We start from the raw sequence: 17,930 nt of genomic DNA, 5'->3' as shown, positions 1-17,930 counted from the left end.
GCTTTTCTCCGTCATTGATCTTCTTCGAGCCGGATATCCGCGATCCAGACGCTTTTATCGTCAAGCCCCACATTGAACTCATATCGCGCTTCGAGGTCCGTTTTATAGGACATCACAAAGGTAAATGAATAATCCTTCCATTCGTCTTCGAGTTCGATCCGTTCGATATTCGAATAAGCCACCCAGCTGTTGTCCTCATCCCCGTTTATTTTTACCTGTATCGGCCGGGCGCCGGAAGACTTCGCACTGAAACGCGCCCTGTAGGTATGGCCTTTGACAAGCGGAACACGCTGGATTAGCTGAATCGAATATGGTTGATTGCCGGCCTTATCGATATCGATCCGCGCAACATTGCGGCTGCCGTCCTTTTCTATTGAGAGTCTGCCGTCCCCGCCAAACTCCGGAAGGTGGAGAAAAAACCAGTATGCGGTTCCGGGGAGTCCCGCGTTGTCCCGTATATCCGGATCATCGAGTGTGAACGTGTTGTTGTAGACCTCATTGCCGTCTTCGAGCGGGGGGCGGGCGGCGGCGGGCCGCGGCTCCGGGGGGATCTCGTCCGGCGGTTTCGGATGCACTGGATATGCGCCGCCTTTTAGTTCGTAGACGCGGACGTGGTCGACCTGCATGACGGCGGGGAAGGGGGTCGATTCATCGGGATTACCGTCAAATGTGCCGCCCACCGCCATGTTCATGATAATGTAGAATTTCCTGTTGAATGGCGCGGGGTAGGTTCCCCGTTTTGTAAACCACCGGTTTTGGGTGAGAATGAGTTTATCGTCCACATACCACCTCATTTCACCCGGTTCCCATTCAAGTGCGTAGGTATGAAAGTCCGTCGTCGAACCGCCGTCGGGAAACACGTAGGTATCGCCCGCGAATTTATTATCCGGCCATTCCGCACCGAAATGGAGTACCGCGGAAGTACGTGACGTATCGCTTCCGTGGCCTTCGAAAATATCGATTTCACCGGAAGCGGCCCAGCCGCCGTACTGATTCGTTTCGGGCATCATCCAGAGGGCCGGCCATAACCCCTTTCCTTTGGGAAAACGCGCGCGAAACTCGAACTTTCCGTACACTTTGCCGAACAGCCCTTTTGTCGTCAGTTTTGACGATGTATAGGAAAAGCTCTCCTCCTTTGCTCCCGCTTTCCCCGTAACACGTTCCTTTATGGCCCGTATGGTGAGCAGCCCGTTTTCAACGGATACATTTTGCGGATTATCCGTATAATACTGGAGTTCCGCGTTTCCCCATCCGGCGACCCATTCATCGCCCGACCAGAAACCGTTCCCGGTATCGAATGTCCATTTTTTCCTGTCGATTTTGTTGCCGTCAAACTCGTCGTTCCAGACAAGTTGCCAGGGACTTCCGGTTTCAGGCGGTCCGGACGTTACACAGCCTGATATCGGCAAAAAAATGATAAATCCCGCAAGCAGGATATTTTTCATAGATCCTCCTCAACTATATGGAAGGGATGATGAAATAATAATATATCGATACCGCCCGTCATCCTGCTTTCAGTATACCATTGGCGGTATATCAGGTACAGCAGGATTCTTGTTTTAAAAGCGGTGATTTATTGCTGACAGCCGATTATGTACAAGCGGCCGGATTGACTTAATGCGGACGAAAGGGTATCCTTTTTTTATACATATATCATGAATGTTCAGTGTGATTTATGTCCAAAAGCCTGTATTATCCCTCCCGGACGGCGGGGTGAATGCAGAATCCGCGTTAACAGAGACGGGAAGCTTTGCGCCGTAACCTACGGATACCCGTGTGCGGTTCATAAAGACCCGATTGAGAAAAAACCGATTTTTCACATGCTTCCCGGTTCATGGATATTCTCACTCGCAACCGCTGGCTGCAATCTGCATTGTAAAAACTGTCAAAACTGGGAGATTTCCCAGGCCGATCCCGAGGATGTTCCCGCCTATCATCTTCCTCCCGAATCGATCCCGGCGATAGCGCGCCGTGACGGATGTGCGTCCGTCGCCTACACCTATACGGATCCTGTTGTCTTTTACGAATATACACTGCAAGGCAGCGTTCTTGCGCACGAGGCGGGGCTTTATAACGTTCTCGTGACGGCGGGCTATATCAACGAGGCTCCCCTTGACCATCTTCTCCCCTATATCGATGCGGCAAACATCGACCTGAAAGCCTTATCCGATTCCTTTTACCGGGAGATCTGCGATGCAACCCTGAAACCGGTCCTCAACACCCTCATCCGGGCGAAACAGGCGGGGGTTCTCGTCGAGGTGACAAACCTTGTGATTCCCACACTCAACGACAGTGACGAGGATATACGCGGTCTTTGCCGCTGGATTGCAGGCTATATGGGAAGGGAAACCCCCCTTCATTTTTCACGGTTTTTCCCCCACTACCGGCTTCGTCATCTTCCGCCCACACCGCTCGATACGCTGGAACGCGCCCGCGGGATTGCCCGGGAAAACGGCCTTTATCATGTGTATATCGGAAACATACTCGCCCCCGACGCGGAAAATACCCGATGTCACAAGTGCGGCGGACTGCTTGTGGGCCGGAGGGGGTATGTCATTCTGGAAAACAATATCACGCAGGGTCAATGTCCCTGGTGCGGGGAGGAGGTTTACGGAATATGGGAATAGGAAGACGGTCTGTGATAAAAATTCTTGCATCAGCCATTATGGCGGTTTCAATGCCGGGGTTGCGGCTGCGGGGGAAAAGACACCTCCTTTGGGGGCCGGAAGGAGAAGCGACTCTTTTACCGTATCCGGGAAGGATCATCGTACTGAGAAAACGCAGTATTCGGCGCCGGGCTCCCTGGGCGGGATAATATTGAGAGTGAGGAAAGGAAAATGAATCGTATAATGAGAAAATTAAGACGCAATTATAATGTACGGATCGGGTTTTTTATTGTCGCCGGTATGATTTCGATATTACACCTTGTATCGTGCGGCGGGGAAAAGACTAAAGACGGCGTGAGTGTGTCACCGCGTATGCCGGACGGCGAGGCAAATGTGCTTGTTTCCAGGCTGGCCGGCACCTGGTATAATGAAAGAAGCGCGCAGCTTGAAACCGGGATCCGGGCCTTTTTTGAAATGGTTCCCCGCGGCGGCTACCGTCATGTGAGCGGGCTTATTCTTCCCCATGCGGGGTATGCCTATTCGGGCAAGGTGGCGGCCATTGGCGTGAAACAGATCGAAGGAAAACAATTTCACCGTGTCGTCATTCTCGGGCCTTCGCACAGATACCCCATGGAAAACAATGTGAGTGTTCCCCCGTTTACCCATTACAGAACGCCCCTGGGCGACATTCCTTTGGATAGAGAGTTCATCGAACGGCTTAAAACATCGGTTTTTGTCAAAAGTATCAGAAAGGTACATGAATACGAACACAGTATACAGATTCAGCTTCCGTTTCTCCAGGTCGCGATCGGCGAGTTTCTCCTGGTACCGGTCATTGTGGGCCGTTTGAATGCCTATACGGCGGATACCATTGCCGCGCTTCTGCTTTCACTTGTCGATGAGGAGACACTTGTCGCGGTGAGTTCGGATTTCATTCACTTCGGTCCGAATTACGGATATCTCCCTTTTACCGACGATGTCGAACGAAATATCGAAAAGCTCGATATGGAAGCCTGTGATTATATTCTCAGAAAGGACCCGGCGGGATTTCGTTCTTTTTGCGAGCGTACCGGCGCGACGATATGCGGGAGAGACGCGATAGAAATACTCCTTTCAATGTGCGGACCTGAGACCGAGCCGCTTCTCCTGGATTATGAAACGTCGGGGAAAATAACAGGGGATATGACGAACTCGGTGAGTTACGCTAGCTTTGTCATTACCGGCGGGTGGAAGAAGCCCGAGAATGTTCCGTCCGAACCGATATCCGGGGTCCTTTCGGAAATCGAACAGGGGGATCTCCTGCTTCTTGCGCGCAAGACCCTCGAGTATTACATGGAATACAAAGAAATGCCCGAACCGGAAGGGCTGGGAATCGGGATAAGTCCGGCCATGGAAGCCATACGGGGCGCCTTTGTCACCTTAAGCAAAGACGGCCGGCTTAAGGGGTGTATCGGCGATGTTTTTCCGCTTTCACCGCTGTATAAGGTGGTGATGAAACACGCCGTGAACGCCGCCGTGCATGACACCCGGTTTCAACCCGTTACGAAGGACGAAGTGGGGGAACTGGAAATCGAAATATCGGTGCTCACCATGCCGCAGCCCGTTGACTCATACAAGGAAATAGTGATCGGCAGGCAAGGGATTGTTCTTTCGAAGATGGATCGTTCGGCGGTATTCCTTCCGCAGGTCGCACCCCAGCAGGGGTGGGGGCTGGAAGAGACACTTGCCAATCTTGCCTTGAAAGCGGGGCTTCCCGGCGATTCGTGGAAGGACGGGTGCGAGTTTTTCGTATTTGAAGCCGACGTATTCAAGGAGGGACATGACCTTCGTCCATAGACACTCCGATACTGTTTTTCGATACCTGCTCGTTTTCGCCCTTGGTTTCTTTGCCCTTGGCGTTCAGAGTATTTTATTTCGGGAGTTTCTCGTTACCTGTGAGGGCAGCGAGCTTGCCATCGGCATGTTTTTCTTTTCCTGGCTTCTCTGGGTTTCTGTCGGCGCGCTCCTCGGCCGTATCACATGTACCGCCACACCGGCTTTGCTTCGCCATTTCGAATTTTTCCCTTTTCTCTATGCACCGGCGTATGTTCTCCAGCAGTTTCTGTTTTTCAACGCGCGTCCGCTTGCCGGGATCGAGGCTTTCGATCTCTTTCCCATTTTCCGTATGTTTCCGGTGACATTGATCGCGTGCGCGCCGGTGAGTCTTTGTACGGGATTGTTTTTCACCCTCTCATGCAGATGGATAGCGGCGCGGAACCTCGAAGAAGGACAAACCGGGGGTGCCCGGATCTTTTCCGTTCCCCTCGTCTATATTATGGAAGTATCGGGCAATGTCGCCGGGGGAGTTGCCGTCACGTTCCTGCTTATGGCGGGATTGACGCATGAAACCGTCTTTCTGGTCTCCTGTCTTGTCCTGGCCGCGGGCTCGGGCGGTGTTTCTTTCGTAAAGAAACATTTTGTGAGGGCGGCTTTACCCTTTCTTGCGATCGCACTCATTCTCGTGTCCGGCACCGGAAGTCTTCTGTCTGAATGGAAAAGCAGAACCGCCTGGGAACGGCTGCTGCCTTCGGGGGTGTACGGGGGGCGATTCGCGACACCCCAGACGGAATACCTCTACGGAACCTACGGGGATCAATCGATTGTCATGACCCGGGGAAGCGTATGCGAATCTTTTCCGAATGACCTCTACGGGGCGGAGGTGGCGGCCGTCCACCTGGTGCAGAATCCCGAAGCACGGCGGGTACTCGTTATCGGGCAGGGGGCGTTCCCCGTCTGTCTTGCTTTTTTGAAACTTCCGGGAATACATGAGGTCACATGGATAACCGAAGACCCCCCCTATGCGGAACATGTTCTCGATCTGTCAGGCGGCGCATTGAAGAGGTGGGGCGGAAAGCTCGTGGTGCCCGATTCGGACATACGGCAGGTATTGGACGCGAACGACGAACCCTTCGATATCGTGATATGTCACCTTCGGGAAGCCTCCACGCTTGTGCTTAACCGGTATTATACTCAGGAGTTTTATGAATCGATCGGGAAACATCTGCATCCGCGCGGTATATTTTCCGTCGGAACCCCGGGCGGGGAGAATTTTCTGGGAAGCGAGACGGCGAGGCTCGGGGCATCGATCTTTTATACCCTGAAAACTGTTTTCCCCACGATACTGATCATACCGGGTGACCGGAGCTGGCTTTGCGCTTCCGCGAACGGAGGTGCAAGCGGCGAACCGGATATCCTGGAAAAGCGGTATATGAAGGCGGACGGGCTTGAGTCGCTGTTTCCCCTGGAAGGGCTTCTGAAGGTCTACCGGCAGGACCGCGCCGCCATGCAGCGGGAACACTATGAAGAGGTCATCGGTGAAACGGGGCGCGGCCTTCTTCTCAACACCCGGTCTTATCCAAAGGCACTGTTACACGGTCTCGTTTTCTCTGCAAAACAGATGTCGCTGCCGTTTCCGGATACGGAATCAATCGACACCGTTATACGGTTCGGAACATATCTTCTCGCGGGAGGTATTCTTCTCGCCGGCCTGCTTCGTTTCGTCTACCGGCTTGCAGAACGGAAAGCGCCGGGCGGAAAAGGCGCGGTGAGTGAAGCGATGCCCGGCTGTAACCGGGTCGATAATGCCGTGTTGCTGTTTTCACAGGGGGTGACCGGTATTTCCACGAGTATCCTGCTTATGTTCGTTTACCAGTCCTTTTTCGGATCCGTGTTTCTCCATATCGGTCTTCTGTCCGCCGCGTTTCTCCTGGGGCTTTGTCTGGGAAGCATATTGACGCGGAGATACCTTCTGAAAAAGGAAAAGGAACCGCGCACGTTTCTTCCTTCAGTGATTCTCGGCCATATGTTACTGCTTTTTCTTGTTCCGGTCGTCTCGGATACGGGACTCCGCCTGTTGATCGTACCGGCAATACTTTCAGGCGGTATCGTCAATGGCGCCTATATCCCCATCGTCGCTTTCAGATTTCACAATATCGGGATGAACGAGTCGGAGGCGGGATCGGCGATCGAATTTCTTGACCATACAGGCGGTGCGGCGGGAGGCATCGCATCAGGCGTGTTCCTTCTTCCCCTTTTCGGCGTGCACGGGAGTGCCGTTATCCTCGTGTGTCTTCTGGCGATCAATCTAATACCGGCTGTCTTTGCGATTCAGCACGGAAAGGCGGTTAACCGCCGCGATGTTTTTGACCGTATAAAGCGGCCGGTAAGCTACGCCCTTTTCGGGGTCGGTCTGTTTATGCTTACCGGTTCAATGTTCTTCAGGACGGACGTCAACAAGTCCGTCGGCGATGAGTTCGAGCGGGCCGCGAGGGAACTGACGGGAGAAGATACCCCGCGGCGCATGGAAGCAGTCAGGGAGGACGGTAAACGGATTTCTTACTACACGGCGGGTGAAGGCGTCGGGAAGCGGTATGTTTTCCATACGGATGATTTTGCCGCCGGTGTGTCGGGGTACGGCGGACCGATTGCCATTGCGGTGATGATTGACGAAGAAGGAATACTTCGCGGCTTCCGTATCACCTCGTCGAACGAAACGCCAGAGTATCTCCGCCCGGTGATGGAAAGACTGCCCGCATTAATCTTCGGGCGGAACGTCGTGAAACGGGATTCAATCGATACGGGGGACGCGACAACGGGCGCGACAATGACCGGTGAGGCGATAATTCTGACCATTACCCGTGCCGCGAGGGAGTTCGCCGGTGCGACCGGGCTTTTTGATGCAGAGGAACCGGTGCGGCGGGTTTTCCGGTGGGATGTATGGCTGCCCGCCATCGTGTTTCCGCTTTTTGTTTTTGCCGCTCTCGTTCTGAGAAAGCGGCCTTCGGTATGGGGCCGGCGTGTTTTCCTCCTGACGATTTTTTTCGTCTCGGGAGTCCTTTTCAACATACAGTATTCGGCCGGCCATATCGTAAACCTGGCGGATTTTATCTTTCGTCCTGTTTTGACTGTCTCCCTTTTTTTTATCGTCGGAATACCGGTGATTGTCGTCCTTTTCGGCAATATTTACTGCGGGTACCTCTGTCCGTTCGGAGCGCTTCAGGAGGTGATCGGTGAATTACGGCCGGCCCGGATAAAAAGCGATCCGGACAAACGGATATACCGTTTGACCCGATATATCAAATATATCATGCTGTTCCTCATCGTCATGATTGCGGCAACCGCATCCGGCCGCGGATGTTCCGTCATGGATCCCCTCGTCACCGCCTTCGGCGGGGTGAAGGATACTACCGGTTTCGCAATTATCGGAGGGCTTTTGTTTCTTTCGTTCTTTTACCGGCGTTTTTTTTGCAGAAACCTCTGTCCCGCTGGCGCTTTCTTATCACTTTTGGGCCGGATACGGTTGATAAGGTTTCTCGTTCCACGTATTGTACCGGGTTTCTGTGATTGCGGGGTCGGAAACGCGAATGAGTCGGACTGTCTTTGCTGTGACAGGTGCAGAATCGGGCGGTATGTTGAAAAAGAAAAACTAAGCCGGGCGTCCCGTGGAACCGATACGGGGCGGGCGTCGGCGAAAAGGACATTGTTCGCCGGACTTGTTTTTTTGTTCGCCGTCGTGCTCGTCGCGGGCGGACTCCTTTTTTCACCGGATGACGGCGTTTCATACACGGGAACGGGCGAACCGAGGCAAAGCGACACGCAAAACGATTCTCTTCTCCTCGAAGAACCGCCGGCCGGTCGGGGGGGAGAGAATATCCGGGACGATACGGAACGGATCGAAGAGCTTATCAGAAACGGCCGGCTCTCCGGACATGAAGCCTTGTATTACCGAAAACTCGGGCGATAGGGAGTAAAACGAAAAACACTTTTTTTATCGACAATTGCGGCTCATACGGGTGCCGTTACCTGTCCCGTCATCCGCAGAACGACGGCGGGAGAAATGCATATGTTTACCCTTGACTATATGTTAAAAAATAAGGATTATATATATGTCGAGGAATAAACGATATTCGTCAATTGGATTCCGGTCTGCCGGTCGAATTGACTTAAAAAATAGCATTTTAATATAGATAAAGCATTTGTGTTGTAATGCCGGGTATGAACATTCTGTTACTATAACGAAATCAAAGGAATGGGAATGACGGTAAAGGGCGCGTTATCGGGACTCACCATTACTCTGTATTTTCTTTTTTTTACGTTATTTCCCCTCCGTGCGGAAGAGACGGTGACGGTCGGATTTCTGGGGGATTTCTCAAGCGTATCGAAACAATATACCGTTAATATGTATATGGCGGCGCAGTTGTCCGTAGAATCGATAAATGCGTCGGGCGAATTCAAAGGAATGTCCGTCAAAATGATAAAAAGGGACGGCGGCAATAATCCCGAACTGCATTATCGTTATGTGAAGGAAATGGTACGGGAAGACCATATTGTCGCTGTTTTCGGGGGCGCATCCAGTCCCGCCGTTGAAGCGGCTTCCGGCGCGTGCAGGGAAGAGAGGATTCCGTACCTCGTTTCGATCGGAAACTCGCAATCGATCGTTGTCGAAAGAGGCCATCCGTATGTGTTTCAATTTCTACCGACTTCTCAAATGGAGACGAGAAGTTTCAGCATCTTCACTTCCCTGATGCCCTGGAAACGATACGCGTGGGTGGGGCCGGATTATTCCTGGGGGCATGATGTCCTTAACGGATTCAGAAAGCAGTTCAGGGAAATCGGCGTACGTCTGACATGGACGGCCGAAGCCTGGCATCCCCTGGGCGAAACGGATTTCAGACCGATCATACAAAAAGTAATGAAGGGAAATCCGGAGGCGCTCGTTATCGCCTCATGGGGAGAAGACGTCCGTTACTTTATTCTGCAGGCAAAGGAAGCCGGATTGTTCCGGGAACTGGCCGTTTTCGGTTTTTTCACGTATGATCTGACGGAAGAAATCGGACGGATCATTCCCGAGGGAATGTGGAGTCTCGCGCGCGGGGGGCCGTTCAATTATCTTGCCGGGAAATATCCCGAAACAAAAAAATTCGTCGACACCTTTCATGGACGATTCGGCGAGTACCCGAACGGTTATACGATATGTTGTTTCGATTCGTTTGCCGCATGGCGGCAGGCGGTCCGGAAGGCAGGGACGACCGATCCGGCGGCCGTCGCCGCCGCACTCAAAGGAATTCACTTTACGGGATTACGCGGGAAAAACATTATCCGGGCCATCGACGGACAAATGGATAGCCCCACCTATTTCGGACGGCTCGTCTACCGGGAGGAATATCCCTTTGCCGTCTGGGAATCCGTGATCGAAGTGCCGGCGACAAGCACATGGCTTTCAATAAAGGAAATAACGGACTTACGGAAAAACAAATAGAATGAGTACGAACATAAAAGTAATATTGATTGTCGTTATCGCACTCGGCGCCTGTATTTTGAGCATCTTCTTGGGCGAATACTTTCACCATGTCAATCTCGACAATAACCTTGCCCTTCACAATGTCGATAAACTCACGACCCTGATACACGATATTAAGAACAATGAAAAACTCTTTATTCAGAACGCCGATACGGCCGGCTGGAACGAGATGTATCTGACCATGGAAAACACGCAGAACATATTGGGGACGCTTCGTTCTATGATGGTGACCAGAAAAGGTGAAATCGGGAATCTCGATGACGCCATAAAAAAATACAATTCGATCATGGTCAAACTCTATCATCCGGCCATTAATCTGAACCGGAGAAAAGAAGAGCTTGCCAGAATCGGTATCAGCTTTTCGCAAGAGGTCGAGCGGTTGATTATCGAACCGTTCCGGAAGGAAGAAGGAATCCGTCTCTACGAAGGAAAACCGATCGATCCGGTCAAGACCCGGGTGAAAGAAGAGGCATACAATCTCCTGTCGTTGTATTTGAAACAACAGATTCTGCTTCTCGAACTCGTCCTGAATCTCGACATGGAAACATATCAAAAGGAAAAGAAGGCGATCGAAAATGAAATATCGCTGAACAAATCGCGAATCAAGTATATCGCGATCCTTCTGGGGCAGGAACCGGACATACAATCCGCTATTGCTTCCCTTGACCTTAAAGTAAATATATTGTTCGGTATCGAGCAGGAGATTGTCGAGTATTTCAACACGATTATCGATATCGAGAAAAATCTGGACGAGGTTGAAAAAAGCATGACCGGGATTCAACAGGCGCTTCTCGCCGATATCGGGAGTGACATAGCGTCTTCGAACCTGTTGAACGGCATTACCAACTGGAGTCTATTAGGCGGCATACTTTTCGCGTTAAGCCTGTTCGGTCTCTTTCTGGCCCGGGACATTATCACCTTCATGAAAGATCTGAAAACGGCGCAGAAGACGATAGCACAAAGCGAGGAACGCTTCAGGTCATTGATCGAGCAGGCCTCGGATGCGATGTACCTCGTCGATTTCGACGGCAGATTTCTCGAAGTGAATAATCATGCCTGCCATAATCTCTGTTACGAAAAAGATGAATTGCTTTCGATGAATATCGGCGATATCGATATGAACTACAAGACACCCGATCGGTTGAAAAGCGAATTCGCGACACTCACGCCCGGAGAACCCGTTACCATCGTCACCCGCCATATACGGAAAGACAGATCCGTTTTTCCCGTGGAAATCAAAATGGGACTTATCGAGTTCGGCGGCCGAACGGCGGTGATCGGATTTGCACGGGATATTACGGATCGGGTAAGGTCCGCCGAAGCGTTGCGCCTGAGTGAGGAAAATCTCCGGATTACCCTTGATTCGATCGGGGATGGGGTTATCGCAACCGACACCTCCGGACGGGTCACGCGGATGAACAGGGTGGCCGAACAACTCACCGGATGGTCGTTTGAGGCCGCCCGCGGCCGGCCGTTGCATGAAATATTCCATGTGTTCGATTCCGATACGCAGGAGGTGATTGACGATCCTGTCGTCCGCGTTCTGAGGTGTAATGGCATTGTCGAGTTCGCCAATAATTCGACACTCGTTTCGCGGAACGAGAGGGAGTACCTGATAGCGGACAGCGGTGCGCCGATCAAGGATAAAGAGGGCAATATATTCGGGGTCGTCCTGATCTTTCGTGATGTAACGGAGAAACACCGGCTTCAGGAGCGTCTCCGGCATTCACAGAAAATGGACGCGATCGGTCAACTCGCCGGCGGTGTCGCGCATGACTTCAACAATATGCTGACCGGGATTATCAACGCCGCCGAGTTTGTCGGACTCATCGTCAAAGACGATCCGAAAGTCAAAAACAGTGTCGATATCATTCTCGATGCGGCGGGAAGGGCGGCCGATCTTACCAGGAAATTGCTGGCTTTTTCGCGAAAAGGGAAGATGATGGAATCGGAATTCAGTATACATGAATGTATAGAAAATGCCGTTTCCATTCTCGAAAGAAGCATTTCGAAGAGTATCGAGATACGGCTGGAATTAAGCGCGGAAAACCCGATAGTTTTTGGCGATTTGACGGAAATCCAGAATGCCGTATTGAATCTGGGGATAAACGCGCGGGATGCGATGCCGCGGGGGGGGACGCTCCGGATAAAAACAGGCAATCTTTATCTCGATGAGGATTATTGCCGTAAAAGCGCATTCGATCTGCGGGCCGGTACCTATTGTGAAATCACCGTCGAAGATACCGGTGTGGGAATGAATACGGAAACACTCGAACGAATATTCGAACCATTTTTCACGACAAAACAGGACGGGCTGGGTACGGGACTGGGACTCGCATCCGTCTACGGAACGGTAAAAAAGCATCGGGGAGAAATTCACGTGTACAGCCATCTCGGAAAGGGAACGGTATTCAGGATATTTTTACCCGTAACGGATGCCGAATCGATGGAAGCGCTGCCTGAAAGTGAATCGATCGAACAGGGGCAGGGGTGTATTCTTGTTGTCGATGACGAGGAGACAATACGAAAGGCCGTTACGACCCTTCTTGAAGAAAAAGGCTACACCGTGTTGTCCGCGGGAGACGGATTTGAGGCGATTGCTATATATAAGGAAGAAATGAAGCGGATCAACCTTGTCCTTCTCGATTTGATCATGCCCCATAAAAACGGCAATGATACCTTTTACGAATTAAAATCGATTAATCCCGATATCAAGGTGATTCTTTCTTCGGGTTTTTCGGCAGACACAAACGCGGCGGACCTTCTGAAGGACGGCGCATCCTTCTTTATTCAAAAACCATACCGTCATAACGAGCTCCTGGCAATCATCAACAAATTGCTTCATTGAAACGGATCGAAAACGGGAAAAAATCCTTATTTTTTAAAAACTTTCTTGCACATATGGCCCCTTTATGGTTATGCTGGTTTTATAACGAGTGCAATATCGCTTTGTTCAAGGAGGGAGATATGGAAACATTCAAGGGCCCAAGGCGGTTTTTTTACAACCTGTCCAATGCGGGACAGGCGATCTGTGACAGTATCATATTGTTTTTCGCTGCGGATTTTTTTATTCCGCCCAAGGAAAAACTCGCAATCGGTATGCCGCAATTTCTTTCGGATCAGGTATTTTTAGGTGTTTTAACCGTTGTCGGTGTTGTCATGATTTTCGGAAGAATCGTCGATGCCGTCGCGGATCCCGTGATCGCGTCGATGTCGGATCGGTCCAAAAGCGGGCTCGGAAGAAGGCGCGTATTTCTTATTTTCGGCGGCCTGCCCCTTGCGGTGAGTACCGTGCTTATTTTCTTCCCGCCTGTTTCCAATGCATCATGGATCAATGCGATTTATCTTGCCGTCATGTCGGGGATATATTTCTTTTTTTATACCGTCTATGTGGCGCCTTATATCGCGCTGATTCCCGAACTTGGGCATACGGAAAAAGAACGCATAAACCTGACAACCGTCCAGGCGGCATTTGCCCTTGTCGGCGGGGTTCTCGTTCTAATATGCGGTCCCCTGCTTATTTCCATTTTCTCTTTCGCCGGACCCGTGGGTTCAATGCAATTGACGATAATCGTTCTCTGTATCATCGCCGCTGTTTTTCTCTATACGGCCGTATTCAGTGTGGATGAAAAGCGTTTCTCGAATGCACAGCCATGTTCGGTATCGCTTGGGAAATCAATAAAAACGACACTAAAGAATAAGCCTTTTATCATTTTCCTTGTGACAAACATGTGCTTCTGGTTTATATTCAATACTGTCCGGGCGGCCCTCAGGCATATTGTTCCCACCATTATCAATGCTTCCCTCCTCAACGCGGAAGGCGATACGTCATTGTTCAATACGGTCATTTTCGGCTCAGCTTTTATCTTTTTTATCCTTGTATGGTTGATAACGAAAAAGGTCGATAAAAAAAAGATATATATGACGGCACTGGTTTCTTTCGGACTTTTATTCATCCTTATCGGGTTGATCGGGATCCTTCCGGGCGATCCGAAAATCTGGGCATACGTTCTCTTTGCGTTGTGCGGGTTTCCCGTTGCGGCATTTCTGGTGCTTCAGAATGTCTTTATTTCCGAATTATGCGACAAGGATTACCATGAAACGGGCGAGCGCCGGGAAGGGATGTATTTCGGGGTTCACGGGTTCTTTGTCAAGATCGTGCTCGGCCTTTCCTTCGCGACACTTTCGTTTCTCTTCCTCGCCTTCGGAAAGGATATCGAAAATCCCTTTGGCGTGCGATTGACCGTCATTGTCGCGGGAATTGTGGCTGTTATCGGATTTCTGGTGTTTTTTCTCTATCCGTCGCTGAAAAAAGAGGGGGCATCGCAGGCTTGAGTAAGGACAGGGTGACGGGCGTCCGCCCGTCTCACAAATGACGGGAAGTCACGCGTCGCATGCCTCAGAACGGTTACACGATAGGTTTAAGGAGTTGTTTTTGGCGATAGCCGGGTGAGAGGGTAGTTGTGCGAAAAGGGAGTCGCTCACAGAGGTTGCATTAAAAGGAAGAGAAGAATAATTATTACTCTGTGGGCTCCGTGAGCTTTGCGAGAAATTTTCTTAATGCAAATAAATAAAGATAGAAATTTATTGAATTTTTAAAAAATAATTAATCAACACGGTTATGCAAGATCTTTCCTGGCAGTTTCACAAAGCTCCTGATAACCGGTTTCTGCGCGTTTTTTTATCCTGTCCTGCAGAAATGACTGCAATTCCTTCCATCCGGCTGCATCACATATTGCCACATGCATATACTCTCCATATTTTTCCGGCAAACCTTCTTTTAAAAATAACTGTGCAAGATTCACAATCACCGCAATTTCTATGACAATGGGAAGTGATAGGCCGTTTTTACTGTAGCGCTGTTTTGTATATTCAATCCATTGAAATTTATATTCTTCGGTTTTCCATGGTAAGTCATTGCCGATAATCATTAATAATATCATTGATTCAAACGAGCAATCTTCAATAATATGATTATACTTTTTAAAAAAACTTCCCATCCTTTTATTCGATTTTCCGGTTTTACATGAACATTATGGAGATAATACATTACCAACATCTGTCTTGCATAAACCTGTTTTGCTGTTGGAATAAGCTTCTCATATAATTCAAGCAGATTATGTATGTCAATCAGTTGTTCATTACGAATCCGGCAGTTTTCAAACTGATGAAGGAATCCGGAAAGCTTTTTAGCCGCCTGTTCGGGTTTGAATCCGTTATGCCGCCCAAGCCAATGTTTTGGATGTAATTCAACACGAATGGAACCGGGCAACTCATTTCTCCATTGTAGTGTTTCATTTTCAGTTTTTTCCGCTTTAACAACTAACTCCCATATAACTTTATGGACGACTCGTAACAGTCCTTTTAACGTCAAATAAACATCATTTTTCCATTGAAAAACATCGCCTTTAGACAGTTTAGGTTCTTTTAATTGACCATGAAGAGGTTTCAGGAGATGAACATATTGCGACCTCATTTTATAGGCATTTTTAAGTGTGTTTGGAAGTTGAGATTTGCGAAGAGTCTTAATTGATACCGGCGCTTCTGTAATAAAAAAATCATCGGGCAAGTATGAGGTAACGAAGTCAATAAAACGTCGTTGCAGTTTCAAGTTGCTTGAACTGAGAAGCGTTTCTCGTATACTTGAAGCAATATCTGGTTCAAGGTTACTCAATATTTCATCAAGTGATGTACGGATATCAATTTCATAGTCTTCCCATTTCGGATTATAAGTATCATATTCATGGTTTAATGATTCAAGTGAGTAGACGAGAAGCGAATATGCAAGTTCGATATTATTTCCGATAAGCTGGAGGGCATGTGTAAAGCTTTTAAGACAGGTCATTACGGAAAGATACTCTTTCCTTTTTAATCCAATAACATTCTGAACAAAATCAATAAATTGTTTTACTTCATTAATATTGCCCTGTATATGTGTGTTCAAGAAACGATTGGTGAACTCGCCGGGAACATTACTATTTCCGGCATATAAATTTTTTTCCCTGCAATGAACTGCAACCGTATCTCTGTCATTGTGAAAGAAAGCCTTAAGTCCAAATGAGCATAGATGTATGAATTGTTCGACGATTTCAGGATCACCGATTCGGGCAATTGAGACTCTACCTGGTGAGGGATCCTTTTCAATCTGATTAATATATGTAATAACATAAGAAGCAACCGATCCCGAAGTATCGACAGGTTCAAGCGATGCGATACACGTCTTTATCGTATTTATCCAGCAATAATTGGAAAAAGCAATACCTTTACCGTCATTTTTATATCTATCTTTTCTTTTGAAGAATTTCCCGGATATGATTTGAAGCACTATGTCCTCCTTTATGAATATGTGAATATAATATAGAAGAACACTTTTCAATAGTCATTATATCATTCTTATTACATGTCATAAACAGGGATTGCAGGATAGTTAGAAATAATAACCTGAAATCTACATGGTTGTTAAGAATCAGTATCAACCTGTATCATAAATGATACGGATTTTGTCAAAATCCGCCCTTCACCCGAAGGCCTTGCTGCTTCGGTTAAGCTCCTGATCGGCGTCCATTTTATAGACGAGTCTGAGTTTCGAGAGACCCTGGAGTGCGTGCGGTTCTTCAGGGGTAATCGAAAGCACCTCATTATAGAGTTCCTGCGCCTTTTCGAACTCACCCGAAAGCCTGTATTCGTCGCCCAGCTGGTTGAGTGTGGCGATGAGAAGATTCGGGTCCACTTCGTTCAGCGCCCGTTCCGTCTCCTTTTTCTCGTCCTGCGTCGATCTGTCTTCGCGGAAGGTGAGGATCCTTATTTTGTTGAGCATGCGCTCGAGCGCCTTCCGTTTGTCCTTGATCTTGCTTTCCGAATGAAGCAGCACGATGTATTTCCCCTTGAGCGCGTATTTATCATGGGGATTCGCCATGAGTATTTTCTCATAGCAGGCGAGGGCATTTTCCCAATTTCCCTCCCTTCTATAGAGATCGCCCACGCGATTCAAAATGTAGGTGTTTTCGGGTTCAATTTCGAGAAATCGTACCCATGTATCGATTGCCTGCCAGCTCCATTCCTTGCCGCGATAGGTGTCCGCGAGTCCGCGCAGGGCGAAGGTATTGACCGGGTCATGGTAGAGTGCCCGCTGATAATATTCGATCGCCCTGTTCCACCACATTTTCCTTTTATAGGCGTCGCCAAGCCGGGTGAGAATATAGACATTGTTCGGACTGTGCTCGATCGCTTTCGTATATTTTTCAATCGCCATATCGAGATCCGAGAGTGCGGCAAAACAATCCCCGTACCCTCCCAGCGTATAGGGATTACGCGGATCGAGATCGTGGGCGCGCTCGTAGTATTCGATCGCCTTGAACCACTCTTCCCTGTAGCGATACTGGTCTGCAATTTTATTGAGAATGTAAACATTATTCGGCATATTACGGAGAGACTTGTCCCAGTTCGAAATCGCCGCATCGGTATCTCCCATGCCGAGATAGGCGTCACCGAGGCCGTCCAGGGCATAATGATCTTCGCCATTGGATTTAAGGACTTCTTTATAGTAAACTTCCGCTTTTTCGTACATTTTCAGTTTCAGATAACATTTTCCGATTCTCTTCAGCGAGAAATCGTCCGATGCCTCGATTTTGAGTACCTTTTCATAGCACGAAATTCCTGTTTCATAATTGCCGGTATGAATGTAACCTTCCGCTAATGTCCGAAGCAGCTGCGAATTATCGGGATATTGTTCAACCGCCTTTTTCAGTTCGACAATCGCCTGCCGTTCCTTTCCTTCCCGAAGCATTGCCTCATAATTCTGGATTATTTCATCAAATACCGTCAGTTCCTGATTATTGTTGTTGTCTTCCATAATTTTACCGCTTCCTCCATTACGCATTGGTTTGTTATATCATGCATGCCATTATTTGTCTATTATCTGAAAATTGAAACATGGATACAGGGAAGCCGTCTCCTTTCTTTTTTTATTAATTATTATTTTAAAA

The 17,930-nt window shown here is 49.1% G+C and carries 10 protein-coding genes; 6 read left to right on the top strand and 4 right to left on the bottom strand.

The features are described 5' to 3' along the window. Positions 1-11: 11 nt before the first annotated feature. Complete coding sequence (locus JW881_16200; GenBank protein ID MBN1699062.1) at positions 12-1,445, bottom strand: family 16 glycosylhydrolase; 1,434 nt, start codon at positions 1,443-1,445, stop codon at positions 12-14. 210 nt (positions 1,446-1,655) lie between these two features. Between JW881_16200 and amrS the strand changes: the two genes are divergently transcribed. The 6 genes from amrS (at position 1,656) to JW881_16170 (ending at position 14,280) form a co-directional block, all read left to right on the top strand. Beyond that, positions 1,656-2,627, top strand: coding sequence for an AmmeMemoRadiSam system radical SAM enzyme (gene amrS / locus JW881_16195; protein ID MBN1699061.1), 972 nt, complete (start codon positions 1,656-1,658; stop codon positions 2,625-2,627). 222 nt (positions 2,628-2,849) lie between these two features. Continuing rightward, positions 2,850-4,442 carry an AmmeMemoRadiSam system protein B gene (gene amrB / locus JW881_16190; GenBank protein MBN1699060.1) on the top strand — a complete coding sequence of 531 codons (1,593 nt, stop codon included), beginning with the start codon at positions 2,850-2,852 and terminating at the stop codon, positions 4,440-4,442. Continuing rightward, the gene (locus JW881_16185) at positions 4,426-8,388 is read left to right on the top strand and encodes a 4Fe-4S binding protein (protein MBN1699059.1); all 3,963 of its coding nucleotides are present in this window, start codon (positions 4,426-4,428) and stop codon (positions 8,386-8,388) included. Before amrB ends, JW881_16185 begins: the two co-directional genes overlap by 17 nt. 291 nt (positions 8,389-8,679) lie before the next feature. After that, positions 8,680-9,903 (top strand): ABC transporter substrate-binding protein, encoded by a 1,224-nt coding sequence (locus tag JW881_16180; protein ID MBN1699058.1) that lies wholly within the window; start codon positions 8,680-8,682, stop codon positions 9,901-9,903. 1 nt (position 9,904) lies between these two features. Further along, complete coding sequence (locus JW881_16175; protein MBN1699057.1) at positions 9,905-12,793, top strand: PAS domain S-box protein; 2,889 nt, start codon at positions 9,905-9,907, stop codon at positions 12,791-12,793. Positions 12,794-12,912: 119 nt separating this feature from the next. Beyond that, positions 12,913-14,280, top strand: a complete 1,368-nt coding sequence (locus JW881_16170; GenBank protein MBN1699056.1) for an MFS transporter — start codon at positions 12,913-12,915, stop codon at positions 14,278-14,280. Between the two features lie 284 nt (positions 14,281-14,564). Here the strand turns inward: JW881_16170 and JW881_16165 are convergent, their stop codons facing one another. From JW881_16165 to JW881_16155, 3 genes are all read right to left on the bottom strand, one after another. After that, positions 14,565-14,876, bottom strand: a complete 312-nt coding sequence (locus JW881_16165) for a hypothetical protein (protein ID MBN1699055.1) — start codon at positions 14,874-14,876, stop codon at positions 14,565-14,567. Between the two features lie 8 nt (positions 14,877-14,884). Continuing rightward, positions 14,885-16,270, bottom strand: a complete 1,386-nt coding sequence (locus JW881_16160; protein ID MBN1699054.1) for a hypothetical protein — start codon at positions 16,268-16,270, stop codon at positions 14,885-14,887. A gap of 192 nt (positions 16,271-16,462) precedes the next feature. Continuing rightward, a complete protein-coding gene (locus tag JW881_16155; protein ID MBN1699053.1) occupies positions 16,463-17,797 on the bottom strand; it encodes a tetratricopeptide repeat protein in 1,335 nt (444 codons plus the stop codon). Positions 17,798-17,930 lie beyond the last annotated feature (133 nt).

This window comes from Spirochaetales bacterium, assembly GCA_016930085.1.
In the GTDB taxonomy this organism is placed as follows: domain Bacteria; phylum Spirochaetota; class Spirochaetia; order SZUA-6; family JAFGRV01; genus JAFGHO01.
Note: the sequence above shows the minus strand (reverse complement) of the source record. Positions and strands in the feature narration are given on the sequence as shown.

Bases quoted from the DNA above. Each gene is read 5' to 3' on its own strand.
- JW881_16200 (MBN1699062.1), bottom strand. From the start codon at position 1,445: ATGAAAAATATCCTGCTTGCGGGATTTATCATTTTTTTGCCGATATCA.
- amrS (MBN1699061.1), top strand. From the start codon at position 1,656: ATGAATGTTCAGTGTGATTTATGTCCAAAAGCCTGTATTATCCCTCCC.
- amrB (MBN1699060.1), top strand. From the start codon at position 2,850: ATGAGAAAATTAAGACGCAATTATAATGTACGGATCGGGTTTTTTATT.
- JW881_16185 (MBN1699059.1), top strand. From the start codon at position 4,426: ATGACCTTCGTCCATAGACACTCCGATACTGTTTTTCGATACCTGCTC.
- JW881_16180 (MBN1699058.1), top strand. From the start codon at position 8,680: ATGACGGTAAAGGGCGCGTTATCGGGACTCACCATTACTCTGTATTTT.
- JW881_16175 (MBN1699057.1), top strand. From the start codon at position 9,905: ATGAGTACGAACATAAAAGTAATATTGATTGTCGTTATCGCACTCGGC.
- JW881_16170 (MBN1699056.1), top strand. From the start codon at position 12,913: ATGGAAACATTCAAGGGCCCAAGGCGGTTTTTTTACAACCTGTCCAAT.
- JW881_16165 (MBN1699055.1), bottom strand. From the start codon at position 14,876: ATGATTATCGGCAATGACTTACCATGGAAAACCGAAGAATATAAATTT.
- JW881_16155 (MBN1699053.1), bottom strand. From the start codon at position 17,797: ATGGAAGACAACAACAATAATCAGGAACTGACGGTATTTGATGAAATA.